The following is a 14,502-nucleotide window of genomic DNA, read 5'->3' on the forward strand; positions in this document are numbered from 1 at the left end:
GGAGTGGTTCCGTGGTTAACGAGCTGCGATGGTTCCCGGAACGCCGAGTGCACTCCGGGATGAAATGGGAACACGGTGAGGTATCGCCCGAAAGGCGCCAAGTCCGTGACTGCCCCCGCAACTGTGAGCGGAGAGCGATCCCGAGAACACCACTGGGCCATGAACCGGCCCGGGAAGGTTCGGGAAAGCCGTGACCCGCAAGTCAGGAGACCTGCCATCTCCGGCGCGTTTCGCGCCGCAGTCACTTTGGACCGGGCGGGGTTGTCCGGCAGGAGATGTGCCATGACAGGACGGCGAATATCGCCCGATGACATTGCTGGTCTGCCCGCCCCGCATTTGTGCGGAGGGCACGATGGTAGATGCGCGGATCATCCCGTTAAGACGACACGAAGACGGCCGGGGCTCCGGCCAGGCTGACAAGGCCCGGGGCGAGTGGGTCCTTTTCGCCTGCTCCTCGAGCAACCTCAGCAAGGGCGGCTTCCAACGGCTGGAGGCGATCTGCGCCGCCGCGACGGAGCGGCCGCACATGCTGATCCGGCTCGAGGACATGGGCCAGAGCCTTTTCGAGGCGATGGACGAGATGCGCCGCGGCGGGGCCGGAACGATCCGGCTGCAGCCCATCGGCCTGCCCTTCCCCGAGAGCCTGCTGAGCTGGCTTCCCGGCGTGCTGGCACACTGGAAGAGCCGCCCGGTCAACGCGGGGATCAGCGTGTCTCTCGGCCCCGAACCCTCGCGCGCCGCCAGTGGCCCGGCCGGCATGCTTCGCGAGCTGCTGGACGCGCCTTCGGCGTCACTCGCTGGCGTGCCCCCCGCCCTCGGCAAGCCGGGATGGGACAGCCCGCCGGATTTCGACTTTCACCTGCTGGTCTGTACCGGGCCGCGCTGCCAGATGCGCGACGCGGCAAGCCTGAGCCATGTCCTGAAAGCCGAGTGCGCCGCGGCGGGGATCGCGAAGCGCTGCCTGACCACGACCACCGGCTGCATCTATCCCTGCAACAAGGGCCCTGTCGTCGCGGTCTATCCGCAGGGCGACTGGTTCCGCGTGCCCGATCGCACCGCAGCCCGGCGGCTCGTGCACGAGGTGCTCTGCGCGGGCCGCAACCTGCCAGACCTGCAGTTCCATTCCGCCCGGCGCGCCCGGGCCGATCACTGACCGACGCCGACAAAGGACACCCCGATGAAATCCCTTGCGAGCACGCTTGCCCTTGCGCTGACCCTTGGCCAGCCCACCCCGGCGCAGCAGACCGACCAGCCGATCCGCATCATCACGTCGTTCAGGATCGACGGCATGGACCCCGAGACCGAGGGCTTCTGGTTCCAGGAGTTCGGGGTCGCCGAGTTGCTGATGGAGTTCCGGCGCGACGGCTCGGTCGCGCCGTGGCTGGCCGAAAGCCTCGAGCGGGTGGACGATCTGACCTGGGTCATCACGCTCAACGAGGGCGTGACCTTTCACAATGGCCGGCCGGTGGATGCCGCGGCGGTCAAGCAGCTGATGGACTTCCGGCTGGCCAGCAAGGCCTCGCTCCGGGGCGTGGTTCCGGCGGAAACCACCTTCGAGGTCACGGGCCCGCTGGAGATTACCGTCTCCACGCCCGTGCCGCTGCCGGAGTTCCCGAACGTCCTGGCGCACGAAAGCTACTTCCTGATCTACGATCTCGACGCCGCCCGGGCCGCGGGAGAGGACCAGGAGGCGCTGCAAGATGCCGGCATCTACACCGGCCCCTACGAGGTTACGGATCTGACCGACACCGCCCTGACCGCCACGCGCAACGCGGACTACTGGCGCGGCGCGCCGGCCATGCCCGGTGTCACCGTCAGCTTCGTGACCGATCTCAACGCCCGTGCCCTCGCGGTCCAGAACGGCGAAGGCGACATCGCGCTCTACCCGCAGATCTCGGCCAAACCGGTCTACGACGCCACGCCCAACGTGAACCTTGCCCTGGGGGATCTGTCCACCGGCGGCTACGCCGCCTTCATGAACACCGAAGACGGCGCGTTTTCGGATGTCGCGGTCCGGCGCGCCGTGATGAAGTCCATCGACTACGCCGAGGTGGCCGGGTCGGTGTTCCGCGGCGCGACGGCAGAGGCGGAGGGGCTCTATTCCGGCGCCTTCCCCTGGGCCGTGACGAATTACGAGCACGACCCGGCGGAGGCCGCGCGCCTGCTGGACGAGGCCGGATGGACGCTGGAGGGCGACGTCCGGACCAAGGACGGCGTGCCCCTGACGGTCCGGATGGTGATCTACCCGCAGCAGCCAGACCTCGTGCCGATGTCGAATGCGCTCCAGGCTTACCTGCGCGAGGTCGGCATCGGCTCCGAGATCGTCGTGGTGGACAGCGTCAGCGATGCGATCGCCTCCGGCTCGATCGAATGGGACATGGCGCTGCTCGCCAACGGCTCTGCCACGGTCGGCGCGGTTCAGGGCTTCCTTGCCCGTTACCTCGCCACGGACGGCAACCGGAACTTCGCCGGCTACTCCAACGCCCGCATGGACGAACTGATCGCGGCCCTCGCCACGGAAGTTGAGGGCGCCGCGCGAAACGACATCCTCGCCGAGATCCAGGATATCCTCGTCGAGGACGATCCCTACGTGTTCAACGTGACCATGCTGCGCCCCCGGGCGCTGGTCTCGGATGCTTGGGCATCCTACCGGCCCGGCGTCGCATGGCGGCACATCGGCTGGCAGACCGCGCCCGACGCGGTGAATTGAGGTGATCCGGTCCACCCTACGCCGACTCGCCCAGGCCGGGCTGACCGCGCTTGCGGCCAGCCTGCTGGTCTGGGCCATGCTGCCGCTCGCGCCGGGTGACCCGGCTTACCGGATCCTGAAATCGCAGGCACCGGAACACGAGCCCTACCCCGCCGAAATCGCGGAACTGCGCGCCGACATGGGCCTCGACCGCCCCTTGCCGGTGCAGTACCTGGCCTGGCTCGGGCGCGTGGTGCAGGGCGATCTCGGAACCTCGTGGCGCACCGGTCAGCCGGTCTCGGACGAGATCGCGCGGCGTCTGCCCGCGACCCTCAGCCTGCTGGGCCTCGCGCTGGTCGTCTCGGTCTCGGTCGCGCTGCTGCTTGCCCTGATCTCGGCCGCCTTCCGGGATCGATGGCCCGACAAGATCATCCGCGCCTACGCGCAGATCGGCGCGGCGCTCCCGACGTTTCTCTTCGGCCTTCTGGCACTGCAGTATGTCGTCGTGGGCGCGGGCGTGGGCAAGGTGCTGTCGGGCGGCGCACTTGGCATGGCCCTCCTGCCCGCGCTGATCATCGGCGTCGACCGCGCGGCGGGCTGGACGCAGCTGCTGCGGGCTTCGCTGATCGACGCGATGAACAGCGGGTATGCCCACATGTCCCGGGCCCGCGGCTCGCGGCCGTGGCGCACCCTGCTGATCCACGCGCTGCCCAATGCCGCCCTGCCGTTCCTGACGGCGATCGGCGTCTCCGTCGGAGCGTTGTTGGGCGGCTCGCCGATCATCGAGGACCTCTTCACCTGGCCCGGCCTCGGCAGCTACACGCTGTCCGCACTGGCCGCGCGGGACTTTCCGGTGATCCAGGCCTTCGTGCTGGTCTCGGCATTGCTCTATGTCGCCGCCAGCCTTGCGATCGACCTCGCTGCCATCGCCATCGACCCGCGCCTGCGGGAGGCGCGGGCATGAGCGCCACCTGGTCCCGCCTTGCTGCGGCGCGCGCTCGTCCACCGGCGAGCACGCCGACCCGAGGGCTGCTGCCCCGGCTGTGGTCGCACCCCAGCGGGCGGACCGGACTGATCCTCGGCGGGCTGCTGCTTGCCTTCGCCCTGATCGGCACGGTCTGGACGCCCCACGAGCCGAACTGGCCCGACTACGCCGTGGCGCTGCGGGCGCCGGATACGGAATACCTGCTGGGCACCGACGACACCGGGCGCGACCTGCTGTCCCGGCTGATGGAGGGCGCGCACCGCTCCCTGGGCGCGGCGCTGCTGGTGCTGGGCGGGGTCTTCGCGGTCGGGCTGGTCTACGGAACCGTCTCGGGCCTCGCCGGAGGCTGGGCGGACATCGTGATGATGCGCCTGGCCGACGTGATGATGAGCCTGCCGGGCCTTGTCCTGGCCTTTGCCGTCATCGGCATCCTCGGCCCCGGCTTCCTCAACCTGCTGGTGGCGCTGATCGTCGCGGACTGGGCCTGGTACGCGCGGCTGGCCCGCTCGATGGCGATTGGCAGCCGGAACCGACCCGACGTGATTGCGGCGCGAATGGCCGGGGTGCCGGGCTGGCGGATCGTGTCGAGCCACATCCTGCCGGGCCTCGCGCTGCATCTCGGCGTGGTCGCCTCCCTCGCGCTTGGCAGCACGGTCGGCGCGATATCCGGCCTGTCCTTCCTCGGCCTCGGCGTGCAGCCGCCGCTGGCGGAATGGGGGGCGATGCTGTCAGACGCGCGCCTGTTCTTCTCCGTGGCGCCCTGGCTGCTCTGGGGACCGGCGGTGATGATCTTTCTCTCCGTCCTCTCGGCGAACCTGATCAGCAACGGGCTTCGCGACATCCTGGCCGTGGAGGGACGGCGATGACCCCGATCCTCGACTGCCGGAACCTGACCGTCGCCTACGGGCCCGCCCCCACCGTCTCGGATGTCAGCTTTGCCCTGAAGGCGGGCGAATGCCTCGCCCTCGTGGGCGCATCGGGCTCCGGCAAGTCCACCATCGCGCGGGCGGTGCTTGGGCTGCACGGCCCCTCGACGCGTGTGTCGGGCCGCATCGGCCTGTCGGGCCATGACCTGCGGGCCACCGGAGAAGTCACCCTCTCCGGCCTGCGTGGCCGCCTTGTCGGCTACGTCGCGCAGGATCCCTACGCGGCCTGCGACCCGCTGCGGACCGTCGGCCACCACGTGGGCGAGGCCTGGCGCAGCCGGGGCATGAACCCCGCACCGGGCGAGGTCGTCGAGCGCCTGCGCATGGTCGGGATCGACAACGCGCCTCACTTCGCTTCCAAGGCCCCGCATTGCTGGAGCGGCGGCATGCTGCAGCGCGCCTGCATCGCGGCCGCGAGTGCCCATGCCCCGCCTCTCATGGTTGCCGACGAGCCGACGAGTGCCCTCGACCCCCGCCGAGGTGACGAAATCCTGACGACCCTGCGGGCCGGGCGGCTCTGCCACTCCTCGCTCATCAGCCATCACGTCGATCTCGTGCGCCGCCATGCGGACCGGGTGGCAATCCTGCACGAGGGCCGGCTTGTCGACGACTTTCCGGTCTCGCGGCTCGATGACAGCCATCGCCATGCCGTGACCCGCCGGCTGACCCGGACGGCGACAAGGTGGGTCAGCAAGGAGGCGCGCGCGCCGGGGGAGGTCCTGCTGACAGCGCGCAACGTGACCCGCAGCTACGCCGGAACCGGCCGGACCATCGGGCCCTTCAGCTTCCGCGTGCGGGCTGGCGCCGCCATCGGGCTGAGCGGCTCCTCCGGGTCGGGCAAGTCCACGATCCTGCGCATGATCGCCGGGCTCGATGCGCCCGACGAGGGACAGATCGACCTCGCCCCTGCCCTCCGCCGTCGCGGGGCGATCATGCCGGTCTTCCAGAACCCGGCCGCCAGCCTGAACCCCTTCTGGCCGATCTGGCGCACGATCAGCGAGCCGGCCTCGGCCTCCAAGCGCATCCGAACCGCGGACCGCAAGGCCCTCGCGCGTCGCCTGCTCGGACAGGTCGGGCTGGAACGGGTCGACATCGAAGCCCGCCCCGACGAGGTCTCCCTCGGTCAATGCCAGCGGATCGCCATCGCCCGCGCCATTGCCGCGAACCCGCTGCTTCTGGTCGCCGACGAACCGACGAGCGCGCTCGACACGGTCGCGCGCGCGCAGGTTGCCGATTTGCTCGCCGCCCTGGTGCGCGATGGAATGGCGCTGGCCATCGCCAGCCACGACCCCTGGATCCACGACCGGCTGAACGCCGAGGTTGTGAGCGTCCACTGACGGCACCAGCCTGCGTTGCCGATGCGGAGGCACGATCGTTCAGATGGTTGGTCCGAGACCGGCCGGGAGCCCTTTGCTCGAGGAGCTGCCGCCACCGGCAAAAGTCCTTGCACCATCAGGCGATAGGGCTTTGTTGCGCAAAGGGCGTGAAGCCCGGCCCTCCCCTTTCCCCGGACGCACTTATCCCACGGGCTCCGTGACAGGTATGCCGAGCGCGGTGTCGCCGTTGAGCACGGCGGCGCGGATCTGGAGTTCGGCGACCTGGCGATCGAAATCGCGTGCCATGCCCCGCCCGGCAGCCCATTCGGAGAATCTGTGAGAGGAGGGCTTTGCCCCGGCAGTTTCACGCAATGCATGCACTGACCGGCAGGGCATTTCCGAAGGAAATGTCCCGATAGGTTTTGTCTCGGCGCGGCTTCGGCGGTGGTATCCGCTCCACTTTCGCCAGATGGCGCCGTCCAGGGTATTTCGATGCGCGCAGGGCCTCGTTCCGGGCGATGGCGGCTGCGGTCGAAGGCTTCCAGGGCCTGGCGTTCCTGCACGGCGGGATGACGGCATGGGCGCCAAGGTCGGCGATGGCGTCGTGGCACCTGCGCGTGTCGCAGGCACCGTCGGCGGTGACCGCCCCGATCTCCACGTCGTCAGGGATCTGGCTGAGCAGTTCGGGCAGCATGGGCGCGTCCGCTGCCCGACAGGGCATTGCGCAGCAATGTCCCGAAAGGGATCGGCAGGTTCAGTGGCCCCAGCGAGCCGCGGTATGGAATGGACATGGCCAAGGTCTTCTGGCGCCGGCTCGGCGTGCTGAAATCGGGCACCGCCCAGTCGAGGCCGACGAGACGTAGAAGGCTTTCAGGCAGCGCACGCTCGCCGGATCGGCATGGGCGCGCGCGGTGCTCCGCTACGGCATCACGCTCTCGCGATCCTTCTGTTCCTGCGGGCCCTGCGCCGCTCCGGCGAGCGCGCCGGCCGGCTGGCCGAGCAACTCGAGACCATGGAGAACACCCATGACGCGCTACGACGGATGCTCGAAGCGGCGGCGCGGCCGCGAACTCGCGAGGAACTGGCTGAGAGGCTGCGCAACGGTCGGCTCTGACAATGGCAGCTTCGCGACGTGCCCGCGCTTCGTCGAGCATGGCTTGGAGTTCCAAGCGGGGTCGGGCGAGCAACCATGCCGACTCCCGGAGAGATCGATGATCGCGAAGATGCTGAGCGACCACGCTCTCATGCGAGACCTGGCGCCGACGCGTCGACGTCAGGTCCACCCGCCGAACACTATGCCACAACACTTCCTTTTCTTTCGCAAATTTTACAATGAATTCGGTAACCTAGGAGAATCTACTTCTTGGTTGCCGCCCAATTCTTGATGTCTGCAGGCAGTCTGGAAAGAGGGCGTGCCAGAGTGGCGGCCCCGATGGACAGCGCCTCGTACGGCATTCCGAAGACCACGGATGTCGCCTCGTCCTGGACAAGCGTCTCGGCGCCGGCCTGTCGCATTTCCAGCAATCCGCGCGCGCCGTCATCCCCCATGCCGGTCAATACGATCCCAAGGGCCTGGCAGCCTGCGGCCTGTGCGACCGAGCGGAACAGCACGTCGACCGAGGGGCGGTGGCGAGACACGCATTCCCCGGCCACGATCTCGATGGCGTAGCCGGCCCCGTTTCGCCGGACCAGCATGTGGCGGTTGCCCGGCGCGACCATGACCAAGCCGCGCGCCAGGCGGTCTCCCGACTGGGCTTCGGTGACGCGCGGGCGGCAGAGCCCGTCCAGCCGTTCCGCAAAGGTCCGCGTGAAATGCTCTGGCATGTGCTGGACGATCACGATCGGCGGCAGGTCGGGCGGCAGCGGCGACAACACCTGCACCAGCGCCTCGGTTCCGCCGGTGGAGGCTCCAATGGCGATGATCTCTCCATGCGGCGGGCCCGCATTCGCGCGCGGCGGCAGCGGCGGCAGGATGACATCCGCAGTCAGCTTCGGGCCAGGGCTGAGGGTCTTGGCTGCCGGTTTCGCGCCGCGCCGTGGTCGCGTCGATGCGGCGGCATGGACGGCATCGCTCAGGCGCACCTCGGCCTCGGCCCAGTCCGCCTTTGAGGTGAGCCGGGGTTTGGAAACCACCTCGGCCGCGCCGCTTTCAAGCGCCAGCATCGCGTTTTTCGACCCCTCGGCCGTGAAGGCCGAGCAGACGACCACCGGCATCGGCCGTTGCGCCATGATCCGGCGCAGGAAGGCGAGGCCGCTCATCCCCGGCAGTGCCAGGTCCAGCATCAGCACGTCGGGCAAGGCATTGCGCATGGCGGCGGCGGCCTCGTAGGCGTCGCCGGCCTGGCCCATGACCGTGATCCCGGGGTCGGCCGACAGAAGCCGGGTCAGGGCCGACCGGGCCGAGGCGCTGTCGTCGACGATCATCACCGAGATGGGCGTCGCCGATCTGGGCTGCGGGCTCATGCGTCAACCTCTTGTCTGCGGAAGGCGGCTGGGGCGTGCTGTTTCAGGCGCGGGTCGTCGACGATCATCGATTCCGCGTGGCCCACGAAGAACCAGCCGCCGACCCGAAGGTGGTTCACGACATCCGAGACCACGCGGGCCTGCTGCGCGGCATCAAAATAGATCAGCACGTTGCGCAGAAAAATCGCATCCAGGTTGTGCGCCACCGGGAAAGGCGGGTCGATCAGGTTGAGTTCGGCAAAACGGGCGCGGCGGCGCAGTTCCGGCACGATCCGCACGTCTTCCCCGGCGGATCGACCGCGCCCCATCATTACATAGCGCGACCGCATGTCCGGCGGCACAGGCGCCATCTGCATCGAGGGATAGATCGCGCGAGTCGCCTGTTCCAGAACGGTGCTGGAAATGTCGGTCCCGAGGATCGCCCAGTCGAGCCGGGCATCCGCCAGCGCCGCGTCGGCAAGGACCATCGCGGCGGACCACGCCTCGGCCCCGGTAGAAGAGGCGGCGCTCCACAACCGGAACCGGCAGGCGGCGCCGGGGCGGGTACGGTTCAGCGCCTCCGGGATGACCTTTCGAGCGAGGATATCGAAATGGGCCGGTTCACGGAAGAAGTCGGTCTTGTTGGTCGTGACCTTATCGACAATCAGCTTCCATTCGTCGTTGAGTGCGCCGCCCGAAAAAAGATGCGCGAGATAGTCGTCGAGATCGCGGAACCCACCCTCCAGCAGCCGCCGCTGCAGGCGCGAGGCCAGAAGGTGGTCCTTGTTCGCCGGCATCCTGATCCCGGTTTCGGCGTAGATCAGGTCGCGGAAGCGACCGCGCAGGTCCGGCTGGCTCAGTCGCGACACGGCACGTCATTCGGGGCAGTCCGACGCGGCCGGGCCGCGGCCATGACGGCGGGATCGAAGACCGCGTTCACGTCCAGCAATGCGGTGATCTGGTTGTTCCGCCGCCCGATCCCGTGCAGCACGCGCGGGTCCCAGGCCAGCATCTCGGCCTCGCTCACCGGCGCGATGAGGCCACCGTCGTCGAGCCCCGCTACCTCGATCACACGATCAACGCGAAGCGCGACCCGGTGGTGGGTGCCGGCGCGGTCGAAGCTGAGGAGCAGGATGCGCGTACCCTCATCCTCCGCCCGGCTCGCCTCGCCCAGAAGGCGACGCAGGTCCACCAGGGCCACCGAAGCGCCCCGCACGTCGATCAACCCAAGCAAGTGTTCCGGCGCGTTTGGCAGCCGCACTGGCTGCTGCGGCGACAGGATCTCCTGTACCATTCCAACCTCCACCGCGAAGAGGCTGCCGGCGACGGCGAAGGTCACGACGGTCTCCGCCCGCTCGATCCGGGGTGCTTCCACAGACACTTCCATCCCCTCACCCCGTCAGGCTGCGTTGCGCCTGCCGGAGGGGCGCATGAAATCGGCGTCCAGTTCGTCCTCGCCCCCGCTCATGTCGAAGTCGAAGCCGCCACCGTCGAGCTTGTGCGCGGCCTTCGACACCCTCTTCGCGGGCCGCCGGGCAGCGACAGGAGCAGGTTGCCCCTGCTCGTCCGTGCGGAAGTAGGAGATGGCAGAGCGCAGCGTCTCGGACTGGGCGGACAGTTCTTCGGCGGTTGCGGACATCTGTTCCGAGGCCGACGTATTCTCCTGCGTCACCTTGTCGAGCTGCTGGATCGCCAGGTTGACCTGGGTCGCGCCGGAGGCCAGTTCGCGGCTGGCCGAGCTGATCTGGCTGACCAGTTCCGAGGTCCGCTCGATATCCGGCACCAGGCCATCGAGCATTTTCCCAGCCTGTTCCGCGGCCTGCACCGTGTTGCCGGACAGCGAAGAGATCTCTCCCGCCGCCGTCTGGCTGCGCTCTGCAAGCTTGCGCACCTCCGACGCCACCACGGCGAAGCCGCGCCCGTGTTCGCCGGCCCGCGCGGCCTCGACCGCTGCGTTCAGCGCCAGAAGGTCGGTCTGGCGGGCGATCTCCTGCACCACCATGATACGTTCGGCGATGGTCTTCATCGCCTCGACCGCCTCGGCCACGGCGCGGCCGGAATCTCGGGCGTCGGAGGCGGATTTCCGGGCCATTTCCTCGGTCTGAGTGGCGTTTTCGGCGGTCTGTTTGATGTTGGCGGTCATCTGCTCCACCGAGCTCGACGCCTCTTCGGTCGAGGATGCCTGTTCCGTCGCGCCCTGGCTCAGCTGTTCGGCGGTCGAGGCCATTTCGGACGACCCCGACGCCACCTGGCCGGCTCCCCCCGTGACCTCGCCCACGACGCGGCGCAGGTTGTCGGTCATGTCGTTGAATGCCCTCAGAAGATCCGCAATCTCGTCGTTGGTCGTGATATTGGCGGTTTCGGTCAGATCGCCGGCCGCAACCTTGCTGGCCAAGGCATTCGCGCGATGAAGGCCACGGCTGATCGTCAGGATGATCCAGGCCGCCGCGATGGTCCCGATCGCGAGCATCCCGACGATCATCGCGATGGCGAGCGCGCGGGACGAGCCATAGTTCTCATTCGAGCGTGCGTCGGCCGCGGCAAGGCCTTCCATGTTCAACGCGAGAACTTCTTCAAGCAATGTCTCCATGCGGTCCCACATGACCTGGCCCTCGCGGGAGATCAGGCGATAGGCCTGAAGCTTGTTCCCGTTCTCGGCCATCGCCATTGCCCTGTCGTTCATCTCCGTAAGCGTCGTCAGTTCCTCTTCGAAATTTTCCAGTAGACGCTTACCGTCCTCGGACGCCAGGTCGGTGAATTCGTCGAAAATGTCCTGTCCGATGCCTCGGGTTTGCTCCAGACGCTGCTGGACGAGGGCCTCCTGCTCAGGGTTTTCCGCCAGGATGTATTCCCTGACGTCACGTTGCGCCCGCAACTGATTGGCCGTCAGTTGTTCTGCCAATTGTACGCGTTGCGCGTCCTCTTGGACGATACTGGTCAGATTGCCGCTCATCGTGCCGAGCGAGCGCAGACCCATGACCATCCCGAAGACGGCAACGGCGATCAGGACCGCGAATGCGGATGCGAGCTTGAGTTTCAGTGTAAATCTCATGGCGCTGTCCTCAGGGCTGGAGTGCAGGAAGCTCGAACCCGCTCAGATGGGTCGAAAATATCCCGTCTAGATCGGGAATGATGAAGAAACGGTCGTTCTTGCGGCCGATGGCCTCGACCAGATGACGCGGCCAGCGGGTGCCGACGCTGGGCACATCCTCTAGCGCGGCGCCGGTCACGTCGGTGACCTCGTGCACCTGTTCGGCCAGGATCCCGACGACCGAAGGCGCGCCGTCGAGCATCAGGTCGAGCACCAGGATGCGTGTGTCGGCATTGGGCGGGCGGATCGGCATACGCAGGGGAATGCGTAGGTCGGTTAGCGGCACGACCATGCCGCGCACGTTGATGAGCCCGCTGGCGAAGCCTGGCGCGTTCGGGACGCGGGTGATGGTGCCGGGCTCGATCACCTCGCGCAGGATCGCGGTCGAGATCGCCACCAGCTCCGCCCCGAGGCTGAGCGTGACCATGGTGCGGTTGCGCCGAGCGTGGGACGGCATTCCGGCGGGCGGGCGCCGTTCGGTGGTTGCGGACATCATGCGGCCTCCGTGCTGTCGCGCGTCTGGCCGAAGGCCACCAGTTGCGGCACATCTAGGATCAGCGCGACCGAACCGTCGCCCAGCACCGTCGCGCCGGAAAAAGTCTTAAGCGCGGCATGCAGCGGCGTAAGCTGCTTGATGACGGTCTGGCTGGAGCCGATGATCCGGTCGACGGTCAGCCCGACCCGCAGTTCGCCGGCCGTCACCACGACGACCTTCTGCCAGGGTCCGGCCTGTCCCTCGCAGCCCAGCAGGTCGCGCATTCGCAGAAACGGCACCAGCTGGTCGCGAATGTTGAGGAAGCGGGAGCCCCGGCTACCGTCCGCATGCGCCTCGGGCAGTTCGCTGATGTGTTCGACGGCGGCCAGCGGGATCGTGTAGCGTTCGCCGCCGATCTCGACCAGCAACCCGTCGATGATCGCGAGCGTCAATGGCAGTCGCATGTCTATCTGCGTGCCGTGCCCGGGCTCGCTGTCAACCTCGATGGAGCCGCGCAGCTGTTCGACGGTGCGTTTCACCACGTCCATGCCCACACCGCGGCCCGACAGTTCGGTCACCGTTTCGGCGGTGGAGAAGCCGGGGTGCAGGATCATCGCCCGCAGTTCGGACTCCTCCAGTTCGGCGTCGGGGGCCACCAGCCCGCGCTCCTCGGCCCGGGCGCGGATGCGGCCGAGATCGAGGCCGCGCCCGTCGTCCGACAGGCTGATGACCACCTCGGCCCCGGAATAGCGGGCGCTCAGGCGGATCGTTCCGGCGTCGGGCTTGCCGAGCGCGCGGCGATCCTCGGCTGCCTCGAGGCCGTGATCGGCAGAGTTGCGGATCAGATGCAGCAGCGGATCCGCCAGCAGTTCGATCACCGTCTTGTCGAGTTCTGTATCCTCGCCCTCGATCTCCAGCACGATCTGTTTGCCGAGGCTGTCGTTCAGATCGTGCACGAGGCGTCGGAACCGGCCGGTGATCGTTTCGATGGGTGTCATGCGGATCGACATCGTCGTCTCGCGCATCCCGGTGGCGAGGCGCTGAATCTCTTCGGCAACGCCAACAAGTTGCGGATCGCCTGAACGCAGGGCGAGTTCCGCCAGCCGCGCCTCGGCGATTACCAGTTCGCCGACGCGGTCCATCATCTCGTCCAGCCGTTCGGCCGGGACGCGCATCATCGCGCGGTCGCGTGAGGGTGCAGCGGACGGGCCGGTGACCGTAGCGGGGTCATCGGGCGCCCCGGCTTCGGGCACGCCATCGCGCTGCAAGTCGAGGTCCAGCCCCCCGTCGTTGAAGATGAAGACCTCACGGATCTGGTCCTCCGTCAGGTTGCCGGGCAGGCGCATCCGCCAACCGAGCCATAGCCGGTCGGGCTCGATCGCGGCCAGGTCCGGCAGGCGATCGGTCAGCACCTCGACATCGGTGGCGCCCAGGGTGCGCAGTTCGTCCAGCAGCCCTTGCGGCCGGGCGCCGAGGATCAGGCAGTCGGGCGCCAGATGGAAGGACAGTCGCCAGCCGTCCGATGCGTCGGCCGCGCCATCCCCGACGCTTGAGACCATCGCGCCAAGTTCCGCCAGCAGGGGCGCCCCGGCTTCAGGCCCGCCGCCGTCCAGCAACGCGACGACGTGATCGCGCGCCCTCAGGCACAGGGCGATCAGCGCGGGGGTGACGGGAAAGGCGCCTTCGCGCACAGCCTCGAAGGCGGTTTCGAAATGATGCAGGAACTGCGACAGTTCGACATGGCCGAACATTGCGCCCGAGCCCTTGAGCGTATGCAGATCGCGGAACACGCGGTCTATCAGCGCCTTGTCGTCGGGGCGGCTCTGCATGTCCAGCAGTCCGGCCTCAAGGCTTTCGGCAAGCTGTTGCGCTTCCATCAAGAAAAGTTCGTCGGCGTCCCCCCGGCCGTTCGTCCCCGTCATCGGCCCAGCACCTTCTGCACGACGCCCAGCAGCTTGCGATCGTCGAATGGTTTGGTCATCCAGCCAAGCGCCCCGGCCTCGCGCGCCTTCTGTTTCAGCGTGTCGGCGTTTTCGGTCGACAGGAAGATCACCGGCACCCCGGCACTGCCCGGCATCTTGCGGAAGGCGCGTATGAAGCCGAGTCCGTCGAGGTTCGGCATGTTCTGATCGGTGATCACCGCCGCGGGCATGGACGCACGCACCTGGCTCAACGCGGCCTGGCCGTCGCTCGCCTCGACCGTGTCGTAACCGGCCATCCGCAGGGTCGAGGTGATCATTCTGCGCACCGAGTCGGAATCGTCGACGACAAGCACCCGCCCGCTCATTCTGACACCTCGGCTACGGGGGCCACCGCGACTGGCACCGGTGTTGCCACGGTATCGAGCGCGAGAGATTGCCACAATTCGACCGCAGGGCCGTCCTCCGGCATTTCGACGGTCAGCGTCCGCCCCTGACCCTCGGCCGTGCGGATCGCACAGGCCAGCAGCTGCGCGCCGCAGGCGTCGAGCGTGTCGTCCGGCGACAGCCTGACGACGGACCCGCCATCGGCCAACAGGCACGCCAGGCGATCCCGTGCGTCGGCAATTTCGCTGATCGTCAATGAGGCCATGCGCTCG

At 68.0% G+C, this 14,502-nt stretch carries 14 protein-coding genes, 1 pseudogene and 1 riboswitch; of the genes and pseudogenes, 6 read left to right on the forward strand and 9 right to left on the reverse strand.

Annotation, left to right across the window (positions count from 1 at the left end; all coding sequences use genetic code 11):
• Nucleotides 1-12: 12 nt before the first annotated feature.
• A riboswitch (cobalamin riboswitch) is annotated at nucleotides 13-233 on the forward strand.
• 119 nt (nucleotides 234-352) lie between these two features.
• Genes SALMUC_RS17465 through SALMUC_RS17485 form a run of 5 tightly spaced genes read left to right on the forward strand, consistent with a single transcriptional unit; the run spans nucleotide 353 to nucleotide 5,937 of the window.
• Nucleotides 353-1,153, forward strand: a complete 801-nt coding sequence (locus SALMUC_RS17465; RefSeq protein ID WP_020040439.1) for a (2Fe-2S) ferredoxin domain-containing protein — start codon at nucleotides 353-355, stop codon at nucleotides 1,151-1,153.
• 24 nt (nucleotides 1,154-1,177) lie between these two features.
• A complete protein-coding gene (locus tag SALMUC_RS17470; protein ID WP_020040438.1) occupies nucleotides 1,178-2,710 on the forward strand; it encodes an ABC transporter substrate-binding protein in 1,533 nt (510 codons plus the stop codon).
• A 1-nt stretch (nucleotide 2,711) separates the two neighbouring features.
• Nucleotides 2,712-3,653, forward strand: a complete 942-nt coding sequence (locus SALMUC_RS17475) for an ABC transporter permease (RefSeq protein WP_020040437.1) — start codon at nucleotides 2,712-2,714, stop codon at nucleotides 3,651-3,653.
• On the forward strand, nucleotides 3,650-4,540 hold the full coding sequence (locus tag SALMUC_RS17480) for an ABC transporter permease (protein WP_020040436.1): 891 nt from the start codon (nucleotides 3,650-3,652) through the stop codon (nucleotides 4,538-4,540). The genes SALMUC_RS17475 and SALMUC_RS17480 overlap by 4 nt, the downstream gene beginning before the upstream one ends.
• The gene (locus SALMUC_RS17485) at nucleotides 4,537-5,937 is read left to right on the forward strand and encodes an ABC transporter ATP-binding protein (protein ID WP_021120568.1); all 1,401 of its coding nucleotides are present in this window, start codon (nucleotides 4,537-4,539) and stop codon (nucleotides 5,935-5,937) included. The genes SALMUC_RS17480 and SALMUC_RS17485 overlap by 4 nt, the downstream gene beginning before the upstream one ends.
• Before the next feature lie 180 nt (nucleotides 5,938-6,117).
• Here SALMUC_RS17485 and SALMUC_RS29070 read toward each other — a convergent pair.
• A pseudogene (locus SALMUC_RS29070) lies at nucleotides 6,118-6,788 on the reverse strand (transposase); the annotation flags it as partial.
• Nucleotides 6,789-6,814: 26 nt separating this feature from the next.
• Here SALMUC_RS29070 and SALMUC_RS17500 point away from each other — a divergent pair.
• The gene (locus SALMUC_RS17500; protein WP_021120571.1) at nucleotides 6,815-7,030 is read left to right on the forward strand and encodes a hypothetical protein; all 216 of its coding nucleotides are present in this window, start codon (nucleotides 6,815-6,817) and stop codon (nucleotides 7,028-7,030) included.
• Between the two features lie 242 nt (nucleotides 7,031-7,272).
• On the opposite strand, the gene cheB is transcribed toward SALMUC_RS17500, so the two are convergent.
• Genes cheB through SALMUC_RS17540 form a run of 8 tightly spaced genes read right to left on the reverse strand, consistent with a single transcriptional unit; the run spans nucleotide 7,273 to nucleotide 14,495 of the window.
• Nucleotides 7,273-8,379: a chemotaxis-specific protein-glutamate methyltransferase CheB gene (cheB, locus tag SALMUC_RS17505; RefSeq protein WP_020040433.1), complete on the reverse strand. Its 1,107-nt coding sequence runs from the start codon at nucleotides 8,377-8,379 to the stop codon at nucleotides 7,273-7,275.
• The gene (locus SALMUC_RS17510; protein WP_020040432.1) at nucleotides 8,376-9,227 is read right to left on the reverse strand and encodes a CheR family methyltransferase; all 852 of its coding nucleotides are present in this window, start codon (nucleotides 9,225-9,227) and stop codon (nucleotides 8,376-8,378) included. Before SALMUC_RS17510 ends, cheB begins: the two co-directional genes overlap by 4 nt.
• On the reverse strand, nucleotides 9,215-9,697 hold the full coding sequence (locus SALMUC_RS17515) for a chemotaxis protein CheW (RefSeq protein ID WP_198014617.1): 483 nt from the start codon (nucleotides 9,695-9,697) through the stop codon (nucleotides 9,215-9,217). The genes SALMUC_RS17510 and SALMUC_RS17515 overlap by 13 nt, the downstream gene beginning before the upstream one ends.
• Before the next feature lie 60 nt (nucleotides 9,698-9,757).
• Nucleotides 9,758-11,410 (reverse strand): methyl-accepting chemotaxis protein, encoded by a 1,653-nt coding sequence (locus SALMUC_RS17520; RefSeq protein WP_020040430.1) that lies wholly within the window; start codon nucleotides 11,408-11,410, stop codon nucleotides 9,758-9,760.
• A gap of 10 nt (nucleotides 11,411-11,420) precedes the next feature.
• Complete coding sequence (locus tag SALMUC_RS17525) at nucleotides 11,421-11,945, reverse strand: chemotaxis protein CheW (protein ID WP_021120573.1); 525 nt, start codon at nucleotides 11,943-11,945, stop codon at nucleotides 11,421-11,423.
• Complete coding sequence (locus tag SALMUC_RS17530; RefSeq protein ID WP_037372236.1) at nucleotides 11,942-13,801, reverse strand: chemotaxis protein CheA; 1,860 nt, start codon at nucleotides 13,799-13,801, stop codon at nucleotides 11,942-11,944. The genes SALMUC_RS17525 and SALMUC_RS17530 overlap by 4 nt, the downstream gene beginning before the upstream one ends.
• A gap of 41 nt (nucleotides 13,802-13,842) precedes the next feature.
• On the reverse strand, nucleotides 13,843-14,211 hold the full coding sequence (locus SALMUC_RS17535) for a response regulator (RefSeq protein ID WP_037372204.1): 369 nt from the start codon (nucleotides 14,209-14,211) through the stop codon (nucleotides 13,843-13,845).
• Nucleotides 14,208-14,495, reverse strand: a complete 288-nt coding sequence (locus SALMUC_RS17540; protein ID WP_020040426.1) for a hypothetical protein — start codon at nucleotides 14,493-14,495, stop codon at nucleotides 14,208-14,210. Before SALMUC_RS17540 ends, SALMUC_RS17535 begins: the two co-directional genes overlap by 4 nt.
• Between the last annotated feature and the right edge of the window lie 7 nt (nucleotides 14,496-14,502).

This window comes from Salipiger mucosus DSM 16094, assembly GCF_000442255.1.
GTDB lineage: Bacteria > Pseudomonadota > Alphaproteobacteria > Rhodobacterales > Rhodobacteraceae > Salipiger > Salipiger mucosus.